Annotated in this window: 21 protein-coding genes; 9 read left to right on the top strand and 12 right to left on the bottom strand. The window is 65.2% G+C overall.

Features of this window, described 5'->3' with window-relative positions; translation table 11 throughout:
* Nucleotides 1-83: 83 nt before the first annotated feature.
* A complete protein-coding gene (locus ACR9YP_RS38430; protein WP_474218526.1) occupies nucleotides 84-2,405 on the top strand; it encodes a xanthine dehydrogenase family protein molybdopterin-binding subunit in 2,322 nt (773 codons plus the stop codon).
* Between the two features lie 217 nt (nucleotides 2,406-2,622).
* On the opposite strand, the gene ACR9YP_RS38425 is transcribed toward ACR9YP_RS38430, so the two are convergent.
* From ACR9YP_RS38425 to ACR9YP_RS38415, 3 genes are read right to left on the bottom strand one after another with little or no spacing between them, the layout of a single operon-like run.
* Nucleotides 2,623-3,819: an acyl-CoA dehydrogenase family protein gene (locus tag ACR9YP_RS38425; RefSeq protein ID WP_438104931.1), complete on the bottom strand. Its 1,197-nt coding sequence runs from the start codon at nucleotides 3,817-3,819 to the stop codon at nucleotides 2,623-2,625.
* A 15-nt stretch (nucleotides 3,820-3,834) separates the two neighbouring features.
* Nucleotides 3,835-4,983 (bottom strand): acyl-CoA dehydrogenase family protein, encoded by a 1,149-nt coding sequence (locus ACR9YP_RS38420; RefSeq protein ID WP_438104929.1) that lies wholly within the window; start codon nucleotides 4,981-4,983, stop codon nucleotides 3,835-3,837.
* Between the two features lie 6 nt (nucleotides 4,984-4,989).
* Entirely contained in the window at nucleotides 4,990-5,841 is an 852-nt protein-coding gene (locus ACR9YP_RS38415; RefSeq protein WP_438104927.1) for an enoyl-CoA hydratase, read from the bottom strand.
* 142 nt (nucleotides 5,842-5,983) lie between these two features.
* On the opposite strand from ACR9YP_RS38415, the gene ACR9YP_RS38410 reads away from it, so the two are divergent.
* From ACR9YP_RS38410 to ACR9YP_RS38385, 6 genes are all read left to right on the top strand, one after another.
* Nucleotides 5,984-6,586, top strand: a complete 603-nt coding sequence (locus ACR9YP_RS38410; protein WP_091881097.1) for a LemA family protein — start codon at nucleotides 5,984-5,986, stop codon at nucleotides 6,584-6,586.
* A gap of 198 nt (nucleotides 6,587-6,784) precedes the next feature.
* A complete protein-coding gene (locus tag ACR9YP_RS38405; RefSeq protein WP_438104925.1) occupies nucleotides 6,785-7,651 on the top strand; it encodes a TPM domain-containing protein in 867 nt (288 codons plus the stop codon).
* Between the two features lie 3 nt (nucleotides 7,652-7,654).
* Entirely contained in the window at nucleotides 7,655-8,152 is a 498-nt protein-coding gene (locus ACR9YP_RS38400) for a TPM domain-containing protein (protein WP_438104924.1), read from the top strand.
* A 413-nt stretch (nucleotides 8,153-8,565) separates the two neighbouring features.
* Nucleotides 8,566-9,552 carry a hypothetical protein gene (locus tag ACR9YP_RS38395; protein ID WP_438110535.1) on the top strand — a complete coding sequence of 329 codons (987 nt, stop codon included), beginning with the start codon at nucleotides 8,566-8,568 and terminating at the stop codon, nucleotides 9,550-9,552.
* 93 nt (nucleotides 9,553-9,645) lie between these two features.
* The gene (locus tag ACR9YP_RS38390; protein WP_438104922.1) at nucleotides 9,646-11,190 is read left to right on the top strand and encodes a hypothetical protein; all 1,545 of its coding nucleotides are present in this window, start codon (nucleotides 9,646-9,648) and stop codon (nucleotides 11,188-11,190) included.
* An 80-nt stretch (nucleotides 11,191-11,270) separates the two neighbouring features.
* Nucleotides 11,271-11,435 carry a hypothetical protein gene (locus tag ACR9YP_RS38385; protein WP_438104921.1) on the top strand — a complete coding sequence of 55 codons (165 nt, stop codon included), beginning with the start codon at nucleotides 11,271-11,273 and terminating at the stop codon, nucleotides 11,433-11,435.
* A gap of 199 nt (nucleotides 11,436-11,634) precedes the next feature.
* Here the strand turns inward: ACR9YP_RS38385 and ACR9YP_RS38380 are convergent, their stop codons facing one another.
* The 3 genes from ACR9YP_RS38380 to putA all read right to left on the bottom strand — a co-directional run bounded on the left by ACR9YP_RS38380 (nucleotide 11,635) and on the right by putA (nucleotide 16,770).
* Entirely contained in the window at nucleotides 11,635-12,282 is a 648-nt protein-coding gene (locus ACR9YP_RS38380; protein ID WP_438104920.1) for a glutathione S-transferase family protein, read from the bottom strand.
* Nucleotides 12,283-12,449: 167 nt separating this feature from the next.
* Nucleotides 12,450-13,655: a CaiB/BaiF CoA transferase family protein gene (locus ACR9YP_RS38375; protein WP_438104918.1), complete on the bottom strand. Its 1,206-nt coding sequence runs from the start codon at nucleotides 13,653-13,655 to the stop codon at nucleotides 12,450-12,452.
* Nucleotides 13,656-13,770: 115 nt separating this feature from the next.
* Complete coding sequence (gene putA, locus ACR9YP_RS38370) at nucleotides 13,771-16,770, bottom strand: bifunctional proline dehydrogenase/L-glutamate gamma-semialdehyde dehydrogenase PutA (protein ID WP_438104916.1); 3,000 nt, start codon at nucleotides 16,768-16,770, stop codon at nucleotides 13,771-13,773.
* Nucleotides 16,771-16,884: 114 nt separating this feature from the next.
* Here putA and ACR9YP_RS38365 point away from each other — a divergent pair, with 114 nt between their 5' ends.
* Complete coding sequence (locus ACR9YP_RS38365) at nucleotides 16,885-17,346, top strand: Lrp/AsnC ligand binding domain-containing protein (protein WP_212080526.1); 462 nt, start codon at nucleotides 16,885-16,887, stop codon at nucleotides 17,344-17,346.
* Nucleotides 17,347-17,519: 173 nt separating this feature from the next.
* On the opposite strand, the gene ACR9YP_RS38360 is transcribed toward ACR9YP_RS38365, so the two are convergent.
* From ACR9YP_RS38360 to ACR9YP_RS38345, 4 genes are all read right to left on the bottom strand, one after another.
* Entirely contained in the window at nucleotides 17,520-17,720 is a 201-nt protein-coding gene (locus tag ACR9YP_RS38360; RefSeq protein WP_008563500.1) for a cold-shock protein, read from the bottom strand.
* A 208-nt stretch (nucleotides 17,721-17,928) separates the two neighbouring features.
* Nucleotides 17,929-18,237 (bottom strand): SorB family sulfite dehydrogenase c-type cytochrome subunit, encoded by a 309-nt coding sequence (gene sorB, locus ACR9YP_RS38355; protein ID WP_438104912.1) that lies wholly within the window; start codon nucleotides 18,235-18,237, stop codon nucleotides 17,929-17,931.
* 12 nt (nucleotides 18,238-18,249) lie between these two features.
* Nucleotides 18,250-19,449, bottom strand: a complete 1,200-nt coding sequence (gene sorA / locus ACR9YP_RS38350) for a SorA family sulfite dehydrogenase catalytic subunit (protein WP_438104910.1) — start codon at nucleotides 19,447-19,449, stop codon at nucleotides 18,250-18,252.
* A gap of 334 nt (nucleotides 19,450-19,783) precedes the next feature.
* A complete protein-coding gene (locus ACR9YP_RS38345) occupies nucleotides 19,784-21,514 on the bottom strand; it encodes an adenylate/guanylate cyclase domain-containing protein (RefSeq protein WP_474218525.1) in 1,731 nt (576 codons plus the stop codon).
* Nucleotides 21,515-21,899: 385 nt separating this feature from the next.
* Here ACR9YP_RS38345 and ACR9YP_RS38340 point away from each other — a divergent pair, with 385 nt between their 5' ends.
* On the top strand, nucleotides 21,900-23,489 hold the full coding sequence (locus ACR9YP_RS38340) for a glycosyltransferase family 39 protein (protein ID WP_474221187.1): 1,590 nt from the start codon (nucleotides 21,900-21,902) through the stop codon (nucleotides 23,487-23,489).
* 120 nt (nucleotides 23,490-23,609) lie between these two features.
* On the opposite strand, the gene ACR9YP_RS38335 is transcribed toward ACR9YP_RS38340, so the two are convergent.
* Both ACR9YP_RS38335 and ACR9YP_RS38330 read right to left on the bottom strand, forming a co-directional pair.
* Nucleotides 23,610-24,638, bottom strand: a complete 1,029-nt coding sequence (locus ACR9YP_RS38335; protein WP_474218524.1) for a YcjF family protein — start codon at nucleotides 24,636-24,638, stop codon at nucleotides 23,610-23,612.
* Entirely contained in the window at nucleotides 24,635-26,104 is a 1,470-nt protein-coding gene (locus tag ACR9YP_RS38330; RefSeq protein WP_438104906.1) for a YcjX family GTP-binding protein, read from the bottom strand. Before ACR9YP_RS38330 ends, ACR9YP_RS38335 begins: the two co-directional genes overlap by 4 nt.
* Nucleotides 26,105-26,237: the final 133 nt, after the last annotated feature.

The raw sequence follows: 26,237 nt of genomic DNA, 5'->3' as shown, positions 1-26,237 counted from the left end.
GATGTGCTGCGGCTCGGTTGTATCGACTGCAAAATCGGCTAAAACCGCCGCGGTCGTTTTCCGGATTTCAAGGACATAGCGGAATGAACATTCTTCCCGGCAATTTGCGTTTCGGAGCGGGCCAGCCCGTCAAGCGTTTGGAAGATCAGCGGCTGCTTACCGGGAAGGGGCAATTCATCGACGACAAGCCGGAGGACGGCGCGCTGTGGTTGCATGTGCTGCGCTCGCCGCATGCGCACGCGAAGATCGTCTCGATCGACACCAGCGCCGCGGCTGAGATGCCGGGCGTCACTGCGGTCTATATCGGCGCGGACCTCGTCAAGGACGACATCGGTGGCATTCCGACGCTCAACATCTTCAAGCGTCCCGACGGCAAGCCGATGACGGTGCCGCCGCGACGCCTGCTGGCCCATGAAATCGTGCGCTACGCCGGCGAAGCGGTCGCCGCAGTGGTGGCCGCCTCGCGCGCTGAGGCGCAGAGCGCGGCCGAAGCGATCGTGGTCGAATATGACGTGCAGCCGGCGGTGGTCGATCCGGTCGAGGCGGTAAAACCCGGCGCGCCCGTGGTGTGGCCGGAGGCGCCCGATAACATCGTCGGCGCGATGGCTTACGGCGATGCGGCCAAGGTGGACGAGGCGTTTGCCAAGGCCGCGCATACCGTCGAGCTCGATCTCGTCAGCCAGCGCCTCGTTCCTTCCGCGATGGAGCCGCGCTCGACCATTGCCGAGATCGACAAGAAGACCGGCCGCCTGCTGCTGCACGTGCAGTCGCAAACGCCGGCCTCGACCCGCGACGTGCTGGCGGAAGCCGTGCTGAAGCGTCCCAAGGACAGCGTGCGCGTGCTGGTCGGTGACATCGGTGGCGGCTTTGGCCAGAAGACCAACCTCTATCCCGAAGATGGCCTCGTCGCCTATGCCGCGACTAAGCTGAACCGGAAGATCCGCTGGCGCGGCGATCGTACCGACGAGTTCGTCGGCGGCACCCATGGCCGCGACCTCACCTCCACCGCCTCCTTCGCGCTGGACGAGAAGGGCAAGGTGCTGGCCTATCGCGTCAAGTCGATCGGCTGCACCGGCGCCTATTCCTCGGGTGCGGCCAACATCATCCCGCTGGTGCTCGGGCCGTTCGTGCAGACCGGTGTCTACGATCTGCCGCTGGTGCATTTCGAGGTGCAGTCGGTGATGACGCACACCGCGCCGGTCGGCGCCTATCGCGGCGCGGGGCGGCCCGAAGCCGTCTTCATCGTCGAGCGCCTGTTCGACGCGGCTGCGCGCAAGATCGGCATGGATCCGCGCGCGATCCGCAAAGCCAACTACATCAAGCCGGCGCAGCTGCCCTACACGAACGCGGCGGGCCAGGTTTACGATTCCGGCGCCTTCGCGCATATGCTCGATCGCGCCGTGAAGCTCGCCGACTGGGACGGCTTTGCTGCGCGCAAGAAGGCGGCGAAGAAGAAGGGCCTGCTCTACGGCCGCGGTCTCACCTCCTATATCGAATGGACGGGCGGGCGTGCGCATACCGAGAAGGTCAGCCTGCACGCGACCTCGCAGGGCCGCGTCGTCCTGCATTCCGGCACCATGGCGATGGGGCAGGGGCTGCAGACCACCTACACCCAGATGATCTCGGATACGCTCGGCATTGCCATGGACAAGATCGACGTCGTGCAGGGCGACACCGATCTCGCCATGGGCTTTGGCAGCGTTGGCTCGCGCTCGCTGTTCGTCGGCGGCACGGCCGTTGCGGTCTCCTCCAACGACCTGATCGAGAAGGCGCGCGAGAAAGCGGCGAACGTGTTGGAGACCTCGGTCGAGGACATCGAATATCAGGGCGGCATGCTCACCGTGGTCGGCACCGACCGCCGCATCAGCCTGTTCGATCTCGCCGAGAAGGAGAGCAGCGCCAAGCTCAGCGTCGATTCCGAGGGTGAGGTGGATGGTCCGAGCTGGCCCAACGGCACGCATATCTGCGAGGTCGAGATCGATCCCGAGACCGGCGTCTCGCGCGTCGTGCGCTACACCACCGTCGACGACGTCGGCATCGCCGTCAACCCGATGCTGGTGACGGGCCAGATTCACGGCGGCGTTGCGCAAGGTATCGGTCAGGCGCTGTATGAGGGCGTGTCCTATGACGCCGACGGCCAGCTCCTCACCGCGAGCTATCAGGACTACTGCATCCCGCGCGCCGACGACGTGCCGCCGATCGTGGTGACGCTGGACGATTCCGCGCCCTGCCGCACCAATCCGCTCGGCGCCAAGGGCTGCGGCGAATCCGGCGCCATCGGCGGCCCGCCCTGCGTCACCAATGGCGTGATGGACGCGCTGGCCGAGCTCGGCATCACTCAGCTGAATACGCCGCTGACGCCGCAGAAGATCTGGCAGGCAATCCGGGACGCGAAGGCGGGTTAGGAGTTCTCCGTCGCTGCCCCAAACTCAGCTCGTCGTCCCGGCCTAGTGCGCAATTGCGCACGGGGGGCCGGGACCCATAATCACCGAGTCAAATTTGGCGAATGCTGGTGGTTATCAGCTTCGCACCACAGCTTCTCCCCGGAGTATGGGTCTCGGCCCCCGTGCGCAATTGCGCACTAGGCCGGGACGACAGCGGAGGGTGTTGCGACAGCCGGGGTTAAATCCCCAGCATCATCTTCGCGATGATGTCGCGCTGGATCTCGGAGGTGCCGCCGAAGATCGTATAGGCGCGGCCGTTGAGATATTCCGGCAGCACCGTCAGCATCTCCTCCGGGATCGCCGGCTCGTGGTTGAGCTTGTAGAGCGGGCGCATCGGCTCGACGGCGAGCGCGTCGTGGCCGATCACGTCGGCCCCGAGCCGCGTCACGGCTTGGCGGATTTCGCTGTTGCGCAGCTTCAGGATCGACGACACCGCGCCGGGATTTTGCCCGGTCTGCAGCGCCGAGAGCACGCGCAGCTCGGTCATCTCCAGCGCATCGATGTCGACCTCGACCTCCGAGATGCGCGTCGCGATATCGGGGCTGTCGATCGCGCGCCCCGTCAGGTCGGACTCGGCGAGATCAGCGATCGCCTTCAGGCCCTCGCGCAGTTTTGCTGAGGCGATGCCGGAGCCGCGCTCGAACTCGAGCAGATATTTGCCGTAGGTCCAGCCTTTGCCTTCCTCGCCGACGCGGTTGGCGACGGGCACGCGCACGTCGTCGAAGAACACCTGGTTGACCTCGTGGTCACCGCCGATGGTCAGGATCGGGCGCGTGGTGATGCCCGGCGTCTTCATGTCGATCAGGATGAAGCTGATGCCGTCCTGCTGCCGCGGCCCGTCGCTGGTGCGCACCAGCGCGAACATGCGGTTGGCGTGATGCGCATGCGTGGTCCAGATTTTCGTACCGTTGATGATGTAATCGTCGCCGTCGCGCACCGCGCGCGTTTTCAGCGACGAGAGATCGGAACCGGAGCCCGGCTCGGAATAACCCTGGCACCAATAGTCATCGCCGGAGAGAATCCGCGGCAGATAGAAATTCTTCTGCTCGGGGCTGCCGAAGCCGATGATGACGGGCCCGACCATCTTCACGCCCATCACGTTGACGTTGGGCACGCCGGCGCGCGCGCATTCGGTCTCGAAAATCCAGCGCTGCGCCGGTGTCCAGTCCGGTCCGCCATATTCGACTGGCCAGCCAGGCGCGCCCCAACCCTGCTTGTGCAGCGCACGCTGCCAGGCCATGCCGATGTCGGGATCGGAGAACACCGACGGCGTCAGCGCCGTCGCGCGCTTCATCTCCTCGGTGAGGTTCTTCGCGATGAAGCCGCGCACTTCGTCCTGGAAGGCGCGCTCCTCAGTGTTGAAGGACAGGTCCATGATGCGCTCCTAGTTTCAGGCCGAGACGGCGGTGCGGCTCAGCTCGGCGTGGCGGGCATAGTGGTGTGCGCTGCCGCCGAACAGCGTGTCGAAGGCGACGAGCCGCTTGAAGTAGGCGCCGACCTCGAGCTCCTCTGTGACGCCCATGCCGCCGTGGAGCTGGATCGACTGCTCGCCGACGAAGCGCGCACACCTGCCGATCTTCGCCTTCGCACCCGAGGCGGCTCGCGCGCGCTCGACCGGCGGGCTATCCGCCTTGAGCGCGGCGCGCAGCGCCATCGAACGGGATTCGTCGACCTGCATCGCCATGTCGGCAAGGCGGTGGCGGATCACCTGGTTGGCCGAGAGCGGACGGCCGAACTGTTTTCGTATCTTGGTGTATTCCAGCGTGGTGTCGAGCAGCGTCTGCATGATGCCGACGGCTTCCGCACCTAACGCGGCCATGGCGCGATCGACCGCCCATTCGATCGCGGGTAGCGCGTCGTGGCCGTCGCCGAGCAGAGCGTCTTCGGGTAGATGCACGTCGCACAGCTCGATGTTGCAGGCGCGTCCGCCGCCAAGGCGCTGATAGTCGCTGATCGCAATGCTCGGCGTCGTCGCCGGCACCAGGAACAGGCCGATCCGTCCCGAAGGTCCCCGATGATCGTGAACATGCGCGGAGACGATGATCTCGTCCGCAGCATGGCCGTCGAGGACGGCGATCTTGCTGCCGGAAAGGCGCCAGCCGTGCGCCGTTTTGTCCGCGACCATCGCGACCTTGGCGAGATCGAACCGTGCCGCACGCTCGGAATGCGCCAATGCGAGCTTCAGTGATCCGTCCGCTACCTTGGGCAGGCTCGCTTGCTTCTGCTCCGTAGTGCCGCATCTAGCGATCAGCGCGGCTCCCAGCACCACGGTTGCGACATAGGGCTCCGACACCAGCCCGCGGCCAAAAGCTTCCATCAGGATGCCGACATCGACCGCGCCGCCGCCGAGCCCGCCAAATTCCTCCGCGATCGGCAGTGCCAGCCAGCCGAGCTCGGCGAACTGTTTCCATACCAAAGGGCTAAAGCCGAGCGGATCGCTCGCCATCTTGCGGCGATGATCGGCATCGTAGCTTTCGGCCACGAACCGTTCCGCGCTCTCGCGCAGCAGGCGCTGCTCGTCACTGAGATTGAGGTCCATGGGGGGCTACTCCGCCACTGGCGGCTTGCGCACGGAGGGATGCAGGCCGGAGGGATCGACGATCATGCCGAACTCCTGGAGATTGTGGGCGTGGCAGAGCTGATGCAGCGCAAAGGCCTGGTCGATCGCGGCGGGCTGGCCCATCACGTCCACCGAGCGGTTCACCGCCTCCTTGGTCAGCTTCAGCGCAAAGGACGGTTTTGTCGCGATCCGCCGCGCTAGCGCCAGCACACTTGATGACAGCTCCGCGCGCGGCACGACCTGGTTGACCATACCGAGCTGATGCGCCTCCTGCGCGCTCCAGCTGTCGGCAGTGAACAGGAACTCCTTGGCCTTGCGTGGGCCGAGCTCCCAGGGATGCACGAACCATTCGACGCCGCAGACGCCCATGGTGACGACGGGGTCGCAGAACTGCGCATCGTCGCTGGCGACGATGAGGTCGCAGGCCCAGGCCAGCATCAGCCCACCGGCGATGCACTTGCCGTGCACCTCGGCAATGGTCGGTTTTGCCAGATTGCGCCAGCGCCGGGTGATCTGGAGATAAATTTCCTGCTCGCGCGCGAAGCGGCCATGGGCATTGGGCTCGGCAAAACCGCCCCAATTTCCAATCGGCGGAAAATCGACGCCCGCGGCATTCTTAGACCCGGGACGTAGGTCATGCCCGGACGAAAAGTGCGGACCGTTGCCGGCGAGGATGATGACCTTGACCGCATCGTCCTGCACCGCCGCATCGAAGGCGGCGTTGAGGTCGTAGGTCATTTGCAGGTTTTGCGCGTTGCGCGCCTCGGGCCGGTTCATCACGATCCGGGCAATCGCCGGCTCCGGCCGCTCCACGAGGATGGTCTCGAACGAGCTCATCGCTTTCCCCTGGCGTTTCCGTTCTTGTTTTGCCCGAGTTGACTATGTGGGCGAGGGATAGGCAAGAGGCTTGCGTCAGTCGGCTGCTTTTCTCACGCGCTCAATCTGGTAGTTTGCACCAGATTCCACCGGGAGAAATTTGATGCGCAAGATCCTCACCGTGCTGGCGGCGCTGGCCTCGCTGAGCCTGACCAATTGCGGCTACAACGCGATCCAGAGCGAGGATCAGCAGATCAAGGCCAATTGGTCCGAAGTCGTGAACCAGTATCAGCGCCGCGCCGATCTCGTGCCCAATCTGGTCAATTCGGTGAAGGGTTTTGCCCAGCAGGAGAAGGACGTGCTGCTCGGCGTCACCAATGCCCGCGCCAAGGTCGGCAGCATCCAGGCAACGCCGGAGGTGCTGAACGATCCCGCCGCCTTCCAGAAATTCCAGGCCGCCCAAAGCGAGCTCACCAGCGCGCTGTCGCGGCTCCTCGTCGTCACCGAGAACTATCCGCAGCTCAAATCGGATGCCCTGTTCAAGGACCTGATGTCGCAGCTCGAAGGCACCGAGAACCGCATCACGGTGGCGCGAAACCGCTACATCAAGGCAGTGCAGGAGTACAACGTCACCGTCCGATCGTTCCCGACGAACCTCACCGCGATGGCGTTCGGCTACAAGGAGAAGCCGAACTTCTCGGTCGAGAACGAGAAGGAAATCTCGACCGCGCCGAAGGTGGACTTCAACCCGGCGCCGTCGAAGTAAGCGCGCGTCGTTTCGCAAATGCCCTTAGCCCCACCCACCGCCGTCATTCCCCGCGAAGGCGGGGAATCCAGTACGTCGCAGCTTCACCGTAGTCCTCTGGCGTCTCTGGAATACTGGATCGCCCGGTCAAGCCGGGCGACGACAGCGAGGTTTTGGCGCGCCCATTCTGCCTTCTTACAGCGCGGCGTTCTCCTGCTCATGCTGTGTCTCGCCTTCGCGCTCCCAGCCTCTGCCGACGTCGCCGTGCCGGAGCTCACCGGCCGCGTGGTCGATCAGACCGGCACGCTATCCGGCGGCGACATCGCCGCGCTGTCGCAAAAGCTGCGTGACTTCGAGAACCGCAAGGGCAGCCAGGTCGCCGTCTTGATCGTGCCGACGACACAACCGGAGACGATCGAGCAGTTCTCGATCCGCGTTGCCGACGCCTGGAAGATCGGGCGCAGGAAGGTCGATGACGGCGCGATCCTCATCGTCGCCAAGAACGACCGGCATTTGCGCATCGAGGTCGGCTATGGGCTCGAAGGCGCGCTCACCGACGTCACGTCGCGGCGGATCATCGATGAAGTCATCACACCGAAATTCAGGGCGGGCGATTTCAGCGGCGGCATCGCCGATGGTGTCGATCGGATGATCCGCGTCATCGACGGTGAGCCGCTGCCGGTTCCCTCGCCGACCGTCAGCTTCGGCCATCTGGACGACCTCGCGCCGGTCTTCATCGTGACGCTGTTCGCCTCGATCGGGATCGGCGGGTTCTTCCGGGCCATGCTGGGGCGGCTGCTTGGATCATTGGCGACCGGTGGCATCATCGCGGCGCTGACCTGGCTCATTCTCGGCTCTCTTGCGCTTGCGATCGGCCTCGGCGTTCTCGGCTTCATCATCGGATTCATCGCCGATCTGTTTTCGGCGATGGGGCCAAGCACGCGATCCTCGCGCGGCGGTTCGTGGTCGAGCGGCTCATCGGGAGGCGGCGGCTGGAGCAGCGGCTCATCGAGCAGCAGCGACAGCGGCAGCTTCAGTGGCGGCGGGGGCAGTTTTGGCGGCGGCGGCGCCTCGGGGAGCTGGTAGGTCATGAGCATGAAGCGCATTGCCAGACACCTCGTGCAGCATCATTGGCGGGCAAAGCAGATTTTCCCGCAAGCCGTGCTCGACCGCATCGAGCAGGCGATCAAGCGGGGCGAAGCCACCCATTCCGGCCAGGTCCGCTTCGTGGTCGAAGGCGCGCTCGACGGCCGCCCGCTGTTCCGCAACCAGCCGGCGCGGGCGCGAGCGCTCGATGTGTTCTCGCATCTGCGCATCTGGGACACCGCGCACAACAACGGCGTCCTCATCTATCTTCTACTCGCCGACCGCGACGTCGAGATCGTGGCCGACCGCGGCATCGACGCGAAGGTTGGCGCGGAAGGCTGGGAAAAGATCTGCCGGGCGATGGAGGCGGAGTTCAGGTCAGGCCAGTTCGAACGCGGCGTGATCGCCGGCATCGAGGCCGTGTCGCGCGAGCTGGCGCGGCATTTCCCGCCGCAAGGCCCGCATTCGAACGAGCTGCCGGATGCGCCGGTGGTGATGTGACTGTGATGTGACGAGGTAGGCGCCGCGCACTCCGTCATTGCGAGCGCAGCGAAGCAATCCAGAGTCTGCCCGCGGAAAGATTCTGGATTGCTTCGCTGCGCTCGCAATGACAATTGGAGACAGCGCGGCCGGCTCTCTCGCCATCGCCCTCGCGCAACGGCGAAGCCGTTATCGCTGGAGGCGCGAGCGCAGCGAGCTTCGAAGGGCGTCGGCCGGCCGTTGCGCGGCCGTTCATCTTGCCTCGATTACAATTTGTTGCATGCCGCCACGCCGGTTCCACTTTCCCGGCCAAATTCGGCCTCGGACGAGTTCCTAAAATTTCGGTAAGCGGGTCCTAAGGTAAGGATTTCGCAAGCAATGAAAGTTACCAAAAGGTCAACTTAGACTGGAGTATTTGAGCCGTGAGCGAACCAATGCCCGAGCAGGCCGCCCTCGATCATGGCGCCGTCGAAGCTGCAGCGACCGCGCCGCAGGCCGTCGAGGCTGCCGGGATCGAGGCCCCCTCGATCGCCCCCGACCACGAGGCACCGCCCAAGCCTGACCCGGTCAAGGTCGAGCCGCCAAAGATCGAGGCACCAAGGATCGAGGTGCCGAAGTTCGAAGTCAAGGCTGAGTCCAAGGCTGAACCCAAGGTCGAGCCGAGTCCCGGCAAGCTGATCGTGATGGCGCCCTCGGAGCGCTCCTGGGACCGCGAGGATTTTGCTCCCCACGTCAAGGCGGAGGAACCGCGCGAGACCGGCGGCAAGCGCCGCCTGTCGGCGATGGCCGCGGTGGTGGCGATTGCCGCTTGCGTCGGCGCGATCAGCGGCGCGCTCGCGACCGCCGGCATGATGCACTTTGCCGCCCCGGCCCCGGCGCCGGTTCAGGTCGCCGATACCAGCGCGCTGGATGCTTCCGTCGCGCGGATCGATGCCGACCTCGTCGCGCTCAAGGCCAATGTCGAGCACAGCTCGAAAACCGGCGTCAGCCAGCTCAACCGGGCCAACGACCGTCTCGACAAGCTCGAGAAGGCGCAGGCCGAGCCGATGGCCAAGATCGCCAAGCTCTCGGAGATGGTCGACAAGCTCCGCGCCGCGCCGCCGGCCCCTGCGCCGGCCGCAGCCGCCGCGCCCGCCAAGGAGACCACCGGCTCGATCGCACCGACCCAGGTCGCGACCGCCGCGGCCGCCCCGGCTCCGACGCCCGCCGCGCCCAAGACCGAGGTCGGCCGCCTGCCGACGATCGAAGGTTGGAGGCTGCGCAACGCCGCCAATGGCGGTGCGCTGATCGAGGGCCGCGACGGCCTCTACGAAGTCTATCCCGGCGATCCCATCCCCGGCGTCGGCCGCGTCGATGCGATCCGCCGCCAGGACGGCCGCTGGGTGGTCGTCACCAGCAAGGGCCTGATCGTCGCGCGCTGAGCGTCCGATATTCGACTTTCGAAGAGGCGCTTCACCACCATGTGAAGCGCCTTTTTGCTTGAATAGGCATCCCCGCGCGGTGTTACTGGAGGCATGAGCCGCGCGTTGCGAATTCTCGTTGCTGTCGCTGCATTGTTGGGCGGCGTCGTTTCACTTTCGGCGGCGGAGAACGCGCAACTGGCGCGCGGCACCGCGATCACCGATCCCGATCTGTTGCGCTGGCTCGATCAGAGCGACGCGCTCACGATCGCGCGTCTGCTATGGCCCGAGCGGAACGCGGACGTTCCGCTCACGACCGACCTGCTGTTCTCGTCGCTACTGCAGCTCAAAGCGATTCCGCCGGCGATCGATGCGGAATTCGACCGCTACATCTCTCGGTACAAGGCGACATATCCGGGCGAGACGATTGGCGTCGGCGAGGGTTTTGAAGTGCAATTGTTCGATCTCGCCAATCTGAAATCCCGCGACACGCGTTTCGTCCTCGCCGGCATCGTCAACCGCATGGACCGCGCCTATGTCTCGGACGAGGCCTGCGGCGAGATCCGCTTGATCTACCGTCTCGCGCGTTTCGAGAGCAGGCCGGACGGCGGCAAGACCGCAACGCGCCTGCCGATGACGCTCAATCTGGTGATGAAGGCGCGCGATGCGCGCCAGACGAACGGGAATCCCATCAGCTGCGCCGAGATCGCGCGGCGCTGGCTCGACAATGGCGACTGGCAAGATTTGATCGGCAGTCGCTTCTCCCCTCACGATGCCATGCTCGATCGTATCGAGACCAACATCCAGGTCTCCGTCGCGCCGAAATCGGCGCTGCATGATTTCCGCTCCGACTATCTGCTCAAGGTGTTCAAGTACGACGCTGCCACCAAGCAGTTCGAGGAATCGACGCTGGAGAACCAGATCGACCGCGACCGGATCCTTGCCGACGACGCGTTGCGGCGCGACTTCAAGGCCTGGCTGCTCGCGCCCGAAAATCTGCGCGAGTTCGATCGCGGCACGGTGCTGATCCCCGAGAAATTCCTGGCGATGGCTGCGGTGGTGCCGACACCCGCCGGGCTCGATGCCTCCGTCTTGCAGCCGGAATTCGGCATGATGCAGGGAGAAGGAAAAGCGGAGGGCAGGGACGATCCCGTTTTCAGCGATGACGACGTGGTCGGTGCCTTGAAGCAGGCTGCCGCGCGCGGCATCGATCTGCAGAACGTCCGCTCGGTCGCGGGCTTTCAGCGCCGCCTCAACGACGTCACCTGCGCCGGCTGCCACCAGACCCGCGGCATCGGCGGCTTCCATTTCCCGGGCGTGGATTGGCTTGCGGACCAGCCGTCCAATTCCACCATCGTGCCGGCCTCGCCGCATTTCTTCGGCGACCAGGTTCGCCGCCGCGACATACTGGCCGCATTCGCCGCGGGCAAGCGCCCTGATTTCTCACGCGGATTTGCCAGCCGGCCACAGACCCGCGGCAGCCGCGAGCTCGCTGGCACCGAATATCAGGACGGCTGGGGCGCGCATTGTTCCCTGCAAACTGCGGGATCGGGAACGGCGGACAAGAGTTTTACGTCATGGAGCTGTGCTAAAGGTCTCACCTGTCAGGCTGCCGCGGCCTCGCGCCGCATCGGCATGTGCTTCATCAAGACGCGTTAGCGCGTGATCCGAAAAAGTGTGTAGCGGTTCTTCGAAAAGATCACGCGCAAGATAAAGCAACCAAGCGATTTGGATGACCCATGACGGATACGAGCGAGGCGAACAAGGAGCGCAATCGCGAGATCGCGCGCAATGAGGAAGCCAAGCAGGTCACCGGCAGCATCCGCGTCAGCACCTGGGCGGTCGCTGTTGCCGTCATCGTCGGCGGAATCCTGTTCACGCTCGGCTGGCTGGCGTTGCGGTAGCTGCGCAAGCTCTTTCGATTGAAAGCACGGAGCAAGCCGCGGGTTCACCTCGCCCCGCTTGCGGGGAGAGGTCGGATTGCATCGAAGGTGCAATCCGGGTGAGGGGGTACAGGCCTCTCGGCGATCTCATGTGTGGAGAGAGGCCCCTCACCCCAACCCTCTCCCCGTAAGAACGGGGAGAGGGAGAAGAACGAAGCCCTCACTTCGCGTAATTCGTCATCCGTTTTCCGGGCAGCAGCTCATAGGCCGGCTTCCAGCCGGGCAGGGCGGCCATGCGGCCGAGCCAGGCGTGGATGGCGGGATGGCTCGTGGCGAATTCGAAGCCGTGCTCGTCGCTCGGATAGTGCAGATAGGCCATCATCGAGATATCGGCGACCGTCGGCCTTGCGCCGATCGCGAATTCATTGTGTTGGAGGTGTTCGTCGAGGATGCCGAGGAAATCCTCGAGCCGCCGGCGAAAATGCTTCAGCACCTGCGGATCGTTTTTCTCGGTGAAGGCGCGCATGAAACGGTAGGTCGCCATGTAGCCGGTAAGCTTGTGGTTGTCCCAGAACAGCCAGCGCAACAGCTCGAACTTTTCCTCGTCGGTCTCGGCGCCGAAACGCCCGTACTGATCGGCAAGCTTGAGCAGGAGAGGCGCCGTTTGCGTCATCTTGACGCCGTCGATTTCGAGCACGGGGATCTCGCCCATCTCGTTGACGGCCTTGCGCCATTCCGCCGTGCGCGTGACGCCGCCGCCGAAATCGGTCCAGACCGGCTCGAATTTCTCGCCGCAAAGCGTGAGCATCAGCGCCAGCTTGTAGCTGTTGCCGGATTCCGGGAAGTAGTGCAGGCGATAGCTGGGCACGGGGACCTCACGACGACGAATGTGGTCGTGAAATTATATCGGGATAGTACGGCATCGTCATTGCGAGCGTAGCGAAGCAATCCAGCAATGCATCCGCGGATACAGTCTGGATTGCTTCGTCGCAAGGGCTCCTCGCAATGACGGTGTTCGGAGCGAGCGACTCGACCCTACCCCACCGCCCCCGACCCGCGCAGCTGCCTGATCGCCGCCTCGTCGTATCCCGCGCCGCGCAAAATCTCGTCACTGTGCTCGCCGACTGCAGGCGGCTTGCGCGGCTGGACCTTCCTGGCGCCATCGATCCAGATCGGGCTGTTGATGGTGAGCATGGTGTCGTTCTCGAACGGCACCAGCACCTCGTTGTCGAGCATCTGCTTGTCGTTCGGGATGTCGTCGAGAATGGCGACGACGCCGAACACGAGGCCATTGCCGTCGAGGATCTTGCGCCATTCGGCGAGATCCCTGGTCGCGAAAGTGTCGTCCAGAATCTTGATCAGCTCGACCGAGCGGGCGTGGCGGTCGGCCTTGGTGACGAAGCGGGGATCGTCGATCAGATCCTCGCGCCCGAGGCAGCGCGCCAGCGTCGGCCACTGCCGCTCCTCGTTGAGTAGGGACAGGATCAGCCAGCGGCCGTCCTTGCACTGGTAGTGATTGGCGACCGCGTTCAACGCGCGCTCGCGCGGGCGCCGCTCGCCGAACTTGGAGCCGCAGAGTTTTGCCTGCGCCAGCACGCTCGCGGCCCACACCCCGTTCGCCATCAGGTTGGAGGCGACATGCGAGCCCTTGCCGGTCTTCTCGCGTTGATAGAGCGCGGTGACGATGGCTCCGTAGAACGCCATCGCGCAGGGATGGTCGCCCATGCCGGCGACCGAGCGGGCGGGTGTCGTGTGGGTATCGGCGCGGACGAGGTCCATCAGGCCGGAGCGCGCCCAATAGGCGTTGCTGTCGAAGCCGGGCTTGTTGGCCTCTTCGCCCTTCTCGCCATAGCCGGTGAAGGAGGCGTAGATCAGCCGGTCATTGAGATGGGCGAGATGGTCATAGGTGATGCCGAGCTTGGCGCGCACCGGCGGCGGCATGTTGGTGATGAAGACGTCGGCCTCCGCCACCAGCTTGTAGAGCACGGCCTGCGCTTCCGGCTTGGAGAGGTCGAGCGCGATGCTCTTCTTGTTGCGGGCCTCCAGCAGCCAGGCGAAATTGTGCTCGCCGGTCGGATAGCCCGGAAGATTCGGCAGATTGCGGTAAGGATCCCCGGTGCCGGGCGGCTCGATCTTGACGACGTCGGCGCCGAAATCCGACAGCACCGTCGCGGCCGCGGGCGCTGCAATGAAGCTCGCGCAGTCCAGAACCTTCAGCCCCGCAAAAATGCCCTTTTCCATCGCGGCGTTGCTCCCTCGCTCTTGTCGTTTCCCGCGCGCTGGAATTGGCGCGGGCGCCTCGTGGGAGCATTAGACCGATGTTTCCGCGGGATGCAACGGCGCCTGGCGCAGGGCCTCACTCCTCCCCCGCAAGCAACGCAGCATTGCCACCGGCTGCCGCGGTGTTGATAGTCACGGTCTGCTCGGTGGCAAAGCGCGCGAGGTAGTGCGGGCCGCCGGCCTTGGGGCCAGTCCCGGACAGGCCGTTGCCGCCGAACGGCTGCACGCCGACCACGGCGCCGATCATGTTGCGGTTGACGTAGATGTTGCCGACCTGGACGCGATCGATGATCGCCTCAATGGTGTCGTCGATGCGGGAGTGGACGCCTAGTGTGAGTCCGTAGCCGGTGCGCTCGATCGCTTGCAGGACACGTTCGAGGGTCTCGGGCCGATAACGGACGACGTGGAGGATCGGGCCAAACACCTCCTCGGTGAGCTGGCCGGCGTCCTTGAGCTCGAAGATGTGCGGCGCGACGAAGCAGCCCTCCGGTGCGTGGCCTGCAAAGTGCAGCCGCGCTTCCGTCTTCATCCGCGCGATGTGGGCATCGAGACGCTGCTTGGCCTCGCGATCAATCACCGGCCCGACGTGGGTTGCGACGTCGCTGGGATCGCCGATCTTCAACTCGCGCGCCGCGCCTGCGATCATCTCGATCATGCGGTCGGCGACGTCCTCCTGCACGAACAGCAGCCGCAGCGCCGAGCAGCGCTGGCCGGCGGAACGGAACGCGGAGGTCACGACGTCGTCGGCGACCTGTTCCGGCAGCGCGGTCGCGTCCGCAATCATGGCGTTGATGCCGCCGGTCTCCGCGATCAGCGGCACGATCGGCCCATCTTTGGCGGCAAGCGCGCGGTTGATGGCGCGCGCCACCTCGGTCGAGCCGGTGAAGACGATGCCGGCGATATCAGCATGCGCGGTCAGCACGGCGCCAATACGGCCGTCGCCGGTGACGAGATGCAGCGCGCTGTTGGGGATACCGGCCTCGTGCAGCAGGGCCACGGCCTCGCGCGCGATGTGCGGGGTCTGTTCGGCAGGTTTGGCCACAACGCTGTTGCCGGCCATCAGCGCCGCGGTGACCTGGCCGAGGAAGATCGCGAGCGGAAAATTCCACGGCGAGATCGCGACGAAGACGCCGCGGCCGCGCATGGCGAGCGCATTGCTCTCGCCGGTCGGGCCCGGCATGGCGGCATCAACTCCGAACAGCTTGCGGCCCTGCGCGGCATAATAGCGGCAGAAATCGGCTGCCTCGCGCAACTCGGACAGCGCGTCGTCCAACGTCTTGCCGCCCTCGGCTTGCAGCAGCGTGATGAAATGGGCGCTGCGGCTCTCCAGCAGATGCGCGGCCTGCTCCAGCGCCGCCGCGCGCGCAGCTGCCGGCGTCCGGCTCCAGGCGCCAAAGCCGGCGCGCGCCGCAGTCACCGCTGCGTTGGCCCGATCCGGCGTCGCATCGGCGTTGGGCTTGAGATCGGCCGCCTCGGCCTTAACGTCGGCCAGCAGCCGGTCGAGTGCGGCACGCTCACCGAATTCGACGCCGCGCGAATTGCGGCGCTCCGGCGCGAAGAGATCGCGGGGGAGCGGAATCTTGGGATGGGCCGCCTGTTGCGGACGTTCGATGGCATCGGCCGGACGCTGCAACAGCGCCGGGACCGGCACGCGATAATCGGCCGCCTGGGCCACGAAGGAGGAGTTTGCCCCATTCTCCAGCAGCCGCCGCACCAGATAGGCGAGCAGATCGCGGTGGCTGCCGACCGGTGCATAGGTGCGGTAGGCGATCTCGGGGTGATCCTTGGCAAGCTGCTCGTAGAGCGCTTCGCCCATGCCATGCAGGCGCTGGAATTCGAAGCCGCCGCTCTTCCCGGCAAGCTCCAGCACGGTCGCGACGGTCAGCGCGTTGTGGGTGGCGAATTGCGGGAAGATGCGCGGCCGCAAGCCGAGCAGTTTTGACGCGCAGGCGATGTAGTTCAGGTCCGTCATCGCCTTGCGCGTGAACACGGGATAGCCGTCGAGCCCGCGCTCCTGCGCGCGCTTGATCTCGGTGTCCCAATAGGCGCCCTTGACCAGCCGCACCATCAGCTTGCGGTCATGCGCGCGGGCCAGCGCCTCGACATAGTCGATCACCGCACTCGCGCGCTTCTGATAGGCCTGGATCGCCAGGCCAAATCCGTCCCAGCCGGCAAGCGAGGGATCGGCGAGCGTTGCCGCGATCACGTCGAGCGACAGCTCCAGCCGGTCGGCTTCCTCGGCATCGACGGTGAAGTTGAGATCATGGGCCTTCGCGCGTTGCGCCAGATCGAGCAGCAGCGGCACCAGTTCGCGCATCACCCGTTCGCGGCTGATCGCCTCGAAGCGCGGATGAAGTGCCGAGAGTTTGACCGAGATGCCGGGCCGGTCGGGGAGGGGATGGCTGCCGGCAGTCTTGCCGATGGTTTCGATCGCGCTCGCATAGGCGTCGAAATAGCGCTTGGCGTCCGCCGCCGTGCGCGCGGCTTCGCCGAGCATGTCGAAGGAATAGCGCGGCTTCTGGCCGGAGCGCGGCTGGCCGCGCTCCAAGGCCTGCTCGATGGTCTCACCCAGGACGAAATGATTGCCCATCAGCCGCATCGCTTGGCGCGTGGCGGTGCGCACGGCAGGCGCCCCCAGCCGCTTCACCAGCCGGCCGATGGTGCCATCAGGCGTCTCGCCGGGTTGGATCACCCGCGCCGAGATGCCGAGCGCCCAGGCCGAGGCATTGACCAGGAAGGCGGTGGATTTGGTCTCGTGATGGATGAAGTCGCCCTCGCCGAGCTTGTCCTCGATGAACTGGTCGGCGGTGCGTGCGTCGGGCACGCGCAGCAGCGCCTCGGCCAGCACCATCAGCGCGAGCCCCTCCTTGGTCGAGAGCGCGAACTCCCGCAGCATGTCCTCGACCCCGCCGAGCCGGTCGTCGCGCTTGCGAATTGCCTCGATCAGCCGCGTCGCGGTGCGGTCGATCCGCGCCTCCTGCGGCGGGGACAGATGCGAGGCCGGCAACAGGCGCGCAGCGATGTCACTATCATCGGGCGCGTAAGGGGCGGAGAAGGGCGGCGGAATGTTCGGCATGGCGTGTCCTGTGGCTGAAATCCAGGATAAGGCCCGCGTTACCGTGGTTCGATAGACAATTTAACCGAATTGCCTTAGAAAATTAAGATCATTCCCTGTTTGGCCGCGTATAATATGGAACTTGATCGAACAGACCGGAAAATCCTCTCGATCTTGCAGGAGGATGGGCGCATCGCCAATGTCGATCTCGCCGAGCGCATCGGGCTGTCGCCGACGTCGATCGGCGAGCGGCTGAAGCGCTTGCAGCGCGAGGGCTTTGTCGAGGGCTACGGCGCCCGGCTCAATCCGCACCGGCTTGGCCTCGGTCTATTGGTGTTCGTCGAGGTGCTACTCGACAAGACAACGCCCGACAACTTCGAGCGTTTCGCGCGTGCCGTGAAGCTCGCGCCCGAGGTGCTGGAGTGTCACATGGTTGCCGGCGGCTTCGACTATCTTGTCAAGGCGCGGCTGGCAGACATGACCGCCTATCGACGCTTCCTCGGCGAGACCCTGCTGTCGATGCCGGGCGTGCGCGAGACGCGGACCTATGCGGTGATGGAAGAGATCAAGCGCGACGCACCGTTGCCGGTGGGTTAGCGAAGTGCTGTCGCGATTGTCATTGCTGTGGCGTTGAATAAGCGGTCTTCACGAAAAAAATAGCTATCCCTGTGCAATCGCAACGCCTGTCGTCGAATGCACTGGCCGTCTTCTGAAATTTTTTTGGCCCCGCTCCCGGACAGATCCGGGAGGCAGCAATGGCTGGCGCGGGCTTATACTTTGAGGTTCTCTGCGGAGGTCTTGCCCCGGTTTGCGATCTCTTCGTATTCCACCGTCTGTCCCTCGTTGAGGGTGGACAGACCGGCCTTCTGCACTGCCGAGATATGCACGAACACATCCTTGCCACCCGACGCAGGCTGGATAAATCCATAACCCTTCGTCGGGTTGAACCACTTGACCGTACCTTTAGCCATCACGACTTCTCCGCGGGTCTTCCTCCGAGATCTCGAACCGCCAGTCCCCGCCAACCGGCCGGTTCGGTCCTAACAGGATACGCGGAATGTGGCAGGCTTGGTAGCTCAAACCACATCGGCATTTCGCCGAATTCCGCTCAACTTCGCAGCGTTTTTGCCGGTTTTGCCCGTTTCACGGTCAAATGGCCGGCACGCCGCGCGCCATCCGTCAATAAGTCGCGGCCAGATAATCGACGATCTTGCCGACATCGGCATCGTCGATCGGTGCGCCATAGACCTTGATCATCTTGGTCACCTCGGCCTGCCAGAAGGCCCTCTTGTCCTTCATCGGCGGCTGCGTGGCGATGTAGTCGGACGAGTGGCAGGCGCCGCAATTGCCCTGCACGACCTCGAGATTGGGCCCCGGCTTGAACGCCGCGACCTCGTCTGGGGTTTTGTAATTGACCGGCGCCGCAAGTGCCGAACCCACCGCGGTGGCGAGGGCGAGCGAGATGGCGAGGAGAACGGTGCGCTGCATGATCATTCTCCTTCAGGCCACGGTCACGCGGACGGTTTCGACGACATTGCGCAAATAACCCGCGGGATTCCAGCGCGGCGTGTCCGGCTGGGTCTCGCCGCCATTGCTGGTGGCGCGGACCTTGAGATCGTGGCTGCCTGCCGGGAGCTTCACCGGCAGCTTCCATTCGCGGAACGAGTATTTGCCCAGATCCTTGCCGAGCTTGGCGCTGGTCCAGCTCTTGCCGCCGTCGGTGGAGACCTGGACCTCCTTGATGCCCTTGCCGCCGTCGAAGGCGATGCCGCGCAGGGTCACAGCTCCCGCCTTCAGCTTGGCGCCGTCCGGGACGCTGGTGATGAAGGAGCGGATGGTGAAGCGGTTGATCGGGATCGTCGCCTTCGGCGCAGTGCCCGGTTCGACTGCATTGTTGGGCGTATCAGGGATGCGATAGGCCGACTTCATCCAGAAGCCGTCATAGACGTTGTCGATGACCGTGATCTCGTTGAGGTGCTTGACCCAGTAGGTGCCGTAATAGCCGGGCACGATCAGGCGCAGCGGGAAGCCGTTGAGGAACGGCAGGTCCTCGCCGTTCATGCCATAGGCCAGCATCACCTCGCCGTCGGTGGCGTGATCGATATCGAGCGCCTTGATGAAATCGGGCGTCTTGTCGTTGACCGGGCCGTCCATGCCGTTGAAGGTGACCTGCTTGGCGCCGGCCTGCACGCCCGCCATCTCCAGCACCGCCTTCAGCGGCACGCCGCGCCAGCGCGCATTGCCCATGGCGCCGTTGGCGAGCTGGCCGCCGGCGACACGTGGCTCGAAGAAGCCGCGGCTGTTGCCCGAGCACTGGTTGACGGCGACGATCTCCGTCGCCTTCATCTTCTTGATGTCCCTCAGCGACAGCTTCAGCGGTTTGTCGACCTTGCCCTTGATCTCGAGCGTGAACTTGTCGGGATCGAGATTGTAGGGCAGGTCGGAGAGATGATAACGCACGAAGAACGCGTTGTTCGGCGTGATCGGGCCGTCGTTGAAGATCGCAAAAGGCGTCTCGAGCTGCGGCGGCCGGCTCGTCAGGCTGATCATCGGCCGCTTCTGCGGATATTTCACCAGCGGCCGCTCGCCGTTGGCAAAGGGCAGGGTGACGGTGTCGAGCGCCAGCGTTTTGGTTGAGCTCAGTGTGGCCGCAAGTGCGGAAAGACCCGCTCCCTTGAGCAGGTCGCGTCGATCAAACATTCTGGTCCCCTCCCGGAGCTTTTCGTTGGATCACGGTCATCACCGCGATCCTGCGCTCATCTGTTGCAACGATTTGGACGAAGTCAATTCGTGCTTTCGCAGCAAGCCCATGCCGCTGCGTTGCAACAGGCCGGTGTTACGTGGTGATGAGAGGGACTGGAGTTGTAACGGCAGCGACGGTGCGCTTCACCTCTCCCGCTTGCGGGAGAGGTCGGCGCAGAGCGCCGCGTGAGGGCTCTCTCCCTCTGGGGGATTGTCCCGTTGCGGAGACACCCTCTCCCCAACCCTCCCCCGCAAGCGGGGGAGGGAGCGCACCTTCCGTGTGGCTTGCGCGCTACGCCGCGACGCGCACGCTCCCGTCGACCAGCGCCATCAGCTCCCTCGCATCCGCGATGACGCGCACCGCCATCGGCTCGTCGCGGCCGCGGATCGCGACCTCCTGCTGCGGCAGGGCGTGCTCGACAAGGCCGGCGGTGCGGCGGACTTCCTCCGAGACGATCGCTTCGCAAGTCAGCGTCTTGGTCATGTCCTGGAGGCGGGCCGCGACGTTGACGGCATCGCCGAGTGCGGTGAAGACGATGTGATCGCGATAGCCGATATCGCCGATGATGACCTCGCCGCCGTGAATACCGATACCGAAGCGGATCGGCTGGCGCAGATCGTGGCTCAGGAGCTCGTTGAGCTCGTCGATATGCATGGCGATCCCCGCGGCCGCCTTCAGGGCCTGCCGGCAGGCAGTTTGCGGATCGGCCGACAGCCCGAACAGCGCCAGCATGCCGTCGCCGACGAACTGGTTCGGCTGGCCTCCGTTCTCGATCACCGCCTGCGACACCGCGCCGAGGAAGCGGTTGACGATGAAGACGGTGTCGAACGGCAGTCGCTTCTCGGCAAGCTGCGTCGAGCCGCGCATGTCCACGAACAGGCTGACGAGATAGCGCTCCTGGCCGATTCTGGCAGGCGTCGAGGCCTGCGCATTCGCGGAGAGTGTGTGCGGGGTGAAGAGCTGAAAGAAGGAGAGATCCGACGTCGGCCGCAGCTGGCAGGCGAGCCTGATCGAGGGATCGCTGGTGCCGACGCGGGTCAGCACGAAGGCCTCGCGCTGCGACGGCTCGGGCAGGGCGCCGTGATCGCCGATGATGCGGATGCGGCAGGTCGAGCAGCGGGCGCGGCCGCCGCAGACGCTGGCATGCGGCACATTGTGGCGCAGGCTCGCTTCCAGCACCGACAGCCCTTTGGGGATCCGCACTGTCTTGCCGTTGCCGTAGGACAGCGCGATCATGCCGCCGCGCCGTTCGCGCAACGCGCGCACGCCGCGCGCCGCCAGCGCCAGTCCGAGCAGGCCGAAATAACCGACGGTGAGGCCGCCGGTGATGCGGTCGAGCGTATTGCCTTCCGCGACCGTGCCGACCTGGCGGCGGGTGAGATTGTGCGTACGCCATTCTCCATCGTCGCTCTCGACGGCGACGCTGCGGCCGCCCTGATAGATGCCGAGCAGCGACAGCGTCGGGATCAGCACGGCGGCCGCGAGCAGATAGGGGGCCGCGCGCGTGAAGAACGGTTTGAGGCGAAGCCAGAAGAAGATGCCGATGCAGCCGTGCACCCAGGCAATGAGAAGCAGGATCGTCATCTGCCAGAGCCGGCCGGGCGATGCGACGAAGAACAGATAGAGTTCCTGCGGATAGAGTTTCTGGTGTCCGTACAGCGTCTGGCCGAGCCGCACCCCGATCACATGCGCCATGACCAAAGCGGGGATGCTCAAGCCCAGCACCAGCTGGAGCGGCTCGATCGTCCGCCAGCGGAACTGCCGGCGCTGGTACAGCGCATAGAGGCCGAGCCCCATATGGGTGAGTGCGGCCGTGTAGAACACGATCGCGACGGGGAGGAACTGCCAGAATAAGGTGTGGTAGTAGACCCCGGCCTCCATGGCATCGACCGAGATGTTGCCGAGGGCGTGGTTGAGGAAATGGCTGACCACGTAGGAGAACAGGATGATTCCACAGATGAGCCGTACCTGCCGCACGCTGGTGGCACGGACGACGGACATCTGTATGGGAGCGGTGGCCATGATTCGGTTGTATCAGTTCATGAAGGAGAACAGCCAGCGTAGCGTTTAATTCCAGGGCTGGACAGCTTTGAAGATCACATGCGCGGCAGGGAGCCACACACTCCGCCGTCGTCCCGGACAAGCGCGCCCCAAGCGCGCGCCGATCCGGGACCCATAACCACAGGAACGGGTTGGGCGCGAGCTGGTAACCACGAGTCTTCGCCAAACACCTCCCTGTGGTTATGGGTCCCGGATCAGCGCTCGCTCCGCTCGCTTGTCCGGGACGACAGGGAGAATGGAACCCCCCGCATTGACTCCCCCTCCCAGGTTGGCCAAAAGCGCGGCCGTGACGACAGCCCCTGACATCACCGTGCCCCTCCGCGGCGCCGCGCGCCGGCCCTTCGTGATGGCCGCAGCGATCATCGCCGCGATGACCGTGCTGCGCATCGTCTACGCCTCCGCGATCGAGTTGCGCACCGACGAGGCCTATTACTGGACCTGGTCGAAGGAGGCAGCGCTCAGCTTCCTCGATCATCCGCCTGGCGTCGCCTGGGTCATTCGCTTCGGCACTGCGATCTTCGGCGACACCGCGCTTGGCGTCCGCTTCGGCGGCATCGTCGCGATGCTGGTGACGCAGCTGCTGCTCGCCGACATCGTTCGCCGTCTCACCCATGACGCACGAGCGATCATGATCGCGGTGCTGATGCCGGAGGCCGCGCTCTATTACGGCCTGCTGATGGCCAAAGTCGCGCCCGATGTCGCCATGATCCCGTTTGCGGTGGCGATGATGTGGTCGCTGGTGCGGCTCGCGCAAAGCGGCGATGGACGCTGGTGGCTCGCGGCCGGCCTGTTCGCGGGTCTGTCGATGCTGTCGAAATTCACCGCGATCATGTTCGCGCCCGCCGTGGCAGCTTTTCTACTCGTGCCAGATTGGCGCTGGCGTTGGCTGCGCAGCCCCTATCCCTATCTCGCGGTGCTGGTCGCGACCCTCGTGTTCTCGCCGGTGCTGATCTGGAACGCGCAGCATGACTGGGCCTCGTTCCGCTTCCAGGGCGTCCGCGCCACCGCCAGTTACGGCATCTCGCTGCGCACCATCGGCGATTACATCGGCCTGCAATTCGGCCTTGTCGGCTTCGTCATGCTACCCGTGGTGCTGACGGGCCTGGTGCTGACGGCATGGCGCGGCTATCGCACGCGCGAGCCGGTCGCGATCCTGTTGTCGACCGCGGTGCTGGTGCCGTTTCTCTATTTCCTGGTCAAGTCGATGACGCTTCGGGTCGGCGACACCTGGCCGATGTTCATGTGGCCGGTCGGCTTCGCCGCGGCGGCTGTGAACCTCGCAACGATGACGAAGGAGGGATGGTCGGCGCGCATGCTCAGATCGTCGGCGTTCTGGGCCAGGACATCCATCACGACGGGTATCGCCTTCGTCGTCATCGTGTTCCTCTACTACGTGGCCGCGCCCTGGAATCTCCTCGGCAAGATCGACCCGATCGGCGCGGAAGCCGGCTACGAGCAGGTCGCCGCGCGCGCGCAGGCCGCGCTGGACGAGACCGGCGCGACCTGGATCGCCACCACGGACTATCGCACCTACGCCATGATGCGCTGGCTGTTCAGGGGCCGCGTGCCCGTCGTCGAGATCAACGAGCGCGGCCGCTTCCAGGATTTCCGCGATCCCGGCATGGATCGGATCAAGGGCCACGCCGGCATCTATGTCGGGCGGGAGCCGGACAATCGATCATCGATGTGGGAGAACATCCCGGCGAAACGCGAGCCGCTTGGCCAGGTCGAGCGCCGCTGGCGTGGGCGCGTGATGGACACCTATGTGCTTGAGAAGCTCACCGGCTGGACACCCGAGCTATCGCCGCCGAAGGATTCGCCGCTGTTCCAGTGGCGCGTGCTGGCGGGGGAATTCAGCGCGAGACTCGCGCGGTTTCTCTTACCCTCCCCTGGAGGGGGAGGGTCGATCGCGCGCAGCGCGAGCGGGGTGGGGTGATCTTTCCACTCGGGCACTGTTGGATGTGGCGAGACTGTCACCCCACCCCGTCTCACATTTCGCTCCGCTCAATGTGAGCCGACCGTCCCCCTCCAGGGGAGGGTAAGGACGAGCAGAGCCCTACTCCTCCTCGTCCTTCTTCCGCAGCAGATCCGTTGCAAGGTCCGACAGCTTCGGCGGCGGCAGGGCCGCGAACGGCAGCGGCCGCGTGACTTCGATCGCGGCAAGGCCGAGCCGTGCCGTCAGCAGACCGTTGAGCACGCCTTCGCCGAGCCGCTGCGACAGCTTCGCGGCGATGCCGTGGCCGAGCATCTGCTGCACCAGGCTGTCGCTCGCGGCCATGCCGCCCGTGATGGCGAGATGGGCGATGACGTGGCGGAGCAGGCGGATCATGCCGAGCGCGCCGGGGCGGCCGCCATAGAGGTAGGCGAGCTGGCGGATCAGGCGCAGCGCGGCGACGAACACGAACAGCACGTCGATCGCCGCGCGTGGCGAGACTGCCGTGACGATCGAGACCTTTTGCGCCGCTGACGACACCAGCCGCCGCGCCTCCGCATCCAGCGGCGACATCAACTCGCGCTCGGCGAGCCGGATCATATCGGCGCCGTCGATGATCTCGCCGGCATGGCTCTCGAGCGTGGCGCGGGCGCGCGCGAGCTGTGGATTCTGGTGCGCGATGTTCAGGAGGTCATGCACGATGACGCGGCTTTCCTTGCGATCGTCACTGGCAAGCACCGCGGCGGCGCGCTGATGCAGTTTCTCGATGGTCGCGAGCCGCGCCAGCCCGAACGCCTCGCGCCCGATCACCACCGCGAGCGCAAGTGCGGTGACGAACGCGAAAGCGAGGCCGACCATGCCGAGGCTTTCGCTGCGCGCAAACAGATCCTCGATCAGACGGACGACACCGAGCCCGGTACCGAGCAGCGTCAATCCGGCGAGCCCGGACCAGAACAGCGCGCCCCAGGGAAAGCCGCGGCGCGCCGGAAGCGCGGTTTGAACCGGCACCGGCAGCGCCAGTGGATCGGGCTCCGGCGTGATCTGGATGGTGCCGCGACTGATCCGTCCCGTCTCGTCGGCTTCGGTGACGACGACACTGGGATCGTCCAGCCGGAACGTCGCCGGCCGCCGCTGCTGGGATCGCTCGTTCATGAGAGCTTGTCTCCGATCAGGAACTGCAAGGCACGGTCGAGGCGGATGTGTGGCAGGGCCGGCTCTTCCGTGCCCTCGTGCTCGAGCTTCGGCGGGCGGAAGCGCAGGAAGCGGAAATCACTCTTCTCGGCGGCCTGCGTCGAGAGCCCGCGGAACGCGTCCGTACCGTTGAACAGCGGTTCGGGATCCAGCGGCAAATCGCCTGGAAAGGTCGCAACCTCGGTGTTGCCGTCGAAGAATTCGCCGCCTGCGCTTTCGCCCGCGGTTGGCGTTCCCAGGATCGACGGCAATTTGTCGCGGCCATGCGCCACCTGCGCCTCGCGCGTGGCGCGGATGGCGGCGAGCGCCACCACGTCGATCTGCGCGCCGGTATTTTCCGCGCGCGTCACCGCGCCGGTGACCGCACGGCGCAGCACGGCCTCGAGCCGGTCGTGGCTGGAATGATGCAGATGGTCCGCCTTGGTCGCCGCGAACAGGATGCGGTCGATGCGTGGCCGGAACAGGCTGGAGAGCAACGTGCTGCGACCGATGTTAAAGCAATCCAGAATGCCGGCAAGCGCGGCTTCGAGATCGTGCAGCGCCTCGGGTCCGGAGTTGAACGCGGTGAGCGCATCGGCGAGCACGATCTGGCGATCGAGCCGCGCAAAATGATCGCGAAAGAATGGCCGCACCACCATGTCCTTGTAGGCGTCATAGCGGCGCACCATCATCGCCCATAGCGATCCCTCCGGCGCCTGCCCGCCGGCGGGCACGTCGAGCGGCGCAAAGGTCAGCGCCGGCGTGTCAGCGAGACTGCCGGGCATCAGGAAGCGGCCGGGCGGCAAGAGGCTCATCGCGAAGCGCTCGTCGCGGCAAGCGCGCAGATAATCGGTGAAGAGCTTCGCGGCCGTCAGTGTTGCCTGCTCATCCTCGCGTGCGTCGGGCTTGAGCGTTGCGAGATGCGCGTGCCAGTCCGTTGCCAGATGCGCACGCGGCGCCTCACGCGACAGCGCCAGGCTTTCCGCCGACCATTGCTCATAACTCTTCTGCAGCAGCGGCAGGTCCAGCAGCCATTCGCCGGGATAGTCGACGATGTCGAGCGTGAGCGTGCGGTCGGCGCCGTTCGGGCGCTGATAGTCGATGACGAGGCGGAGCTCGCTGATATCGACGGTCGAGCTCGGCCAGCGCCGCTCCTCGATCAGTGCGCGCAGATGGTTCTCATAGGCAAAGCGCGGCACGGCATCATCGGGCTGCGGCGCCAGATGCGCCCGCGCGATCCGGCCCGAGGCATAGGCCTCGAACACCGGAAACCGGCCGCCGCGGGTGAGGCCGTGAATCAGCGCCGTGATGAATACCGTCTTACCGGCCCGCGACAGGCCGGTGACCCCGAGCCGCACCGTCGGATTGAAGAAATGCTCGCCATAGTCGATCAGCGCCCTCGCCGACAGCCGCGCCTCCTCGACCATATCCTGGAAACTGAATGCCATATGAACGTTAGGGGATCTCGGGCGGGAGGAATGTGCGACCGTTCACAAAAGTGGCAACTGCCAGAGGAAAATCAAGCTTCATACTTCCACCGCCTTTGTCGGCAAATCAGCCGTTTGAACGATGCGCCGATCT

Source organism: Bradyrhizobium sp. BR14999 (assembly GCF_056106085.1).
This window is presented reverse-complemented; position numbering and strand designations above follow the sequence as displayed.

What these genes read in the sequence shown, in the direction of transcription:
- ACR9YP_RS38400 (WP_438104924.1), top strand. Translation starts at nt 7,655, where the DNA reads ATGAGCATGAAGCGCATTGCCAGACACCTCGTGCAGCATCATTGGCGG.
- ACR9YP_RS38430 (WP_474218526.1), top strand. Translation starts at nt 84, where the DNA reads ATGAACATTCTTCCCGGCAATTTGCGTTTCGGAGCGGGCCAGCCCGTC.
- ACR9YP_RS38410 (WP_091881097.1), top strand. Translation starts at nt 5,984, where the DNA reads ATGCGCAAGATCCTCACCGTGCTGGCGGCGCTGGCCTCGCTGAGCCTG.
- ACR9YP_RS38415 (WP_438104927.1), bottom strand. Translation starts at nt 5,841, where the DNA reads ATGAGCTCGTTCGAGACCATCCTCGTGGAGCGGCCGGAGCCGGCGATT.
- ACR9YP_RS38390 (WP_438104922.1), top strand. Translation starts at nt 9,646, where the DNA reads ATGAGCCGCGCGTTGCGAATTCTCGTTGCTGTCGCTGCATTGTTGGGC.
- ACR9YP_RS38365 (WP_212080526.1), top strand. Translation starts at nt 16,885, where the DNA reads ATGGAACTTGATCGAACAGACCGGAAAATCCTCTCGATCTTGCAGGAG.
- ACR9YP_RS38345 (WP_474218525.1), bottom strand. Translation starts at nt 21,514, where the DNA reads ATGGCCACCGCTCCCATACAGATGTCCGTCGTCCGTGCCACCAGCGTG.
- ACR9YP_RS38395 (WP_438110535.1), top strand. Translation starts at nt 8,566, where the DNA reads ATGCCCGAGCAGGCCGCCCTCGATCATGGCGCCGTCGAAGCTGCAGCG.
- sorA (WP_438104910.1), bottom strand. Translation starts at nt 19,449, where the DNA reads ATGTTTGATCGACGCGACCTGCTCAAGGGAGCGGGTCTTTCCGCACTT.
- ACR9YP_RS38335 (WP_474218524.1), bottom strand. Translation starts at nt 24,638, where the DNA reads ATGAACGAGCGATCCCAGCAGCGGCGGCCGGCGACGTTCCGGCTGGAC.
- ACR9YP_RS38420 (WP_438104929.1), bottom strand. Translation starts at nt 4,983, where the DNA reads ATGGACCTCAATCTCAGTGACGAGCAGCGCCTGCTGCGCGAGAGCGCG.
- putA (WP_438104916.1), bottom strand. Translation starts at nt 16,770, where the DNA reads ATGCCGAACATTCCGCCGCCCTTCTCCGCCCCTTACGCGCCCGATGAT.
- ACR9YP_RS38330 (WP_438104906.1), bottom strand. Translation starts at nt 26,104, where the DNA reads ATGGCATTCAGTTTCCAGGATATGGTCGAGGAGGCGCGGCTGTCGGCG.
- ACR9YP_RS38375 (WP_438104918.1), bottom strand. Translation starts at nt 13,655, where the DNA reads ATGGAAAAGGGCATTTTTGCGGGGCTGAAGGTTCTGGACTGCGCGAGC.
- ACR9YP_RS38340 (WP_474221187.1), top strand. Translation starts at nt 21,900, where the DNA reads ATGGCCGCAGCGATCATCGCCGCGATGACCGTGCTGCGCATCGTCTAC.
- ACR9YP_RS38425 (WP_438104931.1), bottom strand. Translation starts at nt 3,819, where the DNA reads ATGGACCTGTCCTTCAACACTGAGGAGCGCGCCTTCCAGGACGAAGTG.
- ACR9YP_RS38385 (WP_438104921.1), top strand. Translation starts at nt 11,271, where the DNA reads ATGACGGATACGAGCGAGGCGAACAAGGAGCGCAATCGCGAGATCGCG.
- sorB (WP_438104912.1), bottom strand. Translation starts at nt 18,237, where the DNA reads ATGCAGCGCACCGTTCTCCTCGCCATCTCGCTCGCCCTCGCCACCGCG.
- ACR9YP_RS38360 (WP_008563500.1), bottom strand. Translation starts at nt 17,720, where the DNA reads ATGGCTAAAGGTACGGTCAAGTGGTTCAACCCGACGAAGGGTTATGGA.
- ACR9YP_RS38405 (WP_438104925.1), top strand. Translation starts at nt 6,785, where the DNA reads ATGCTGTGTCTCGCCTTCGCGCTCCCAGCCTCTGCCGACGTCGCCGTG.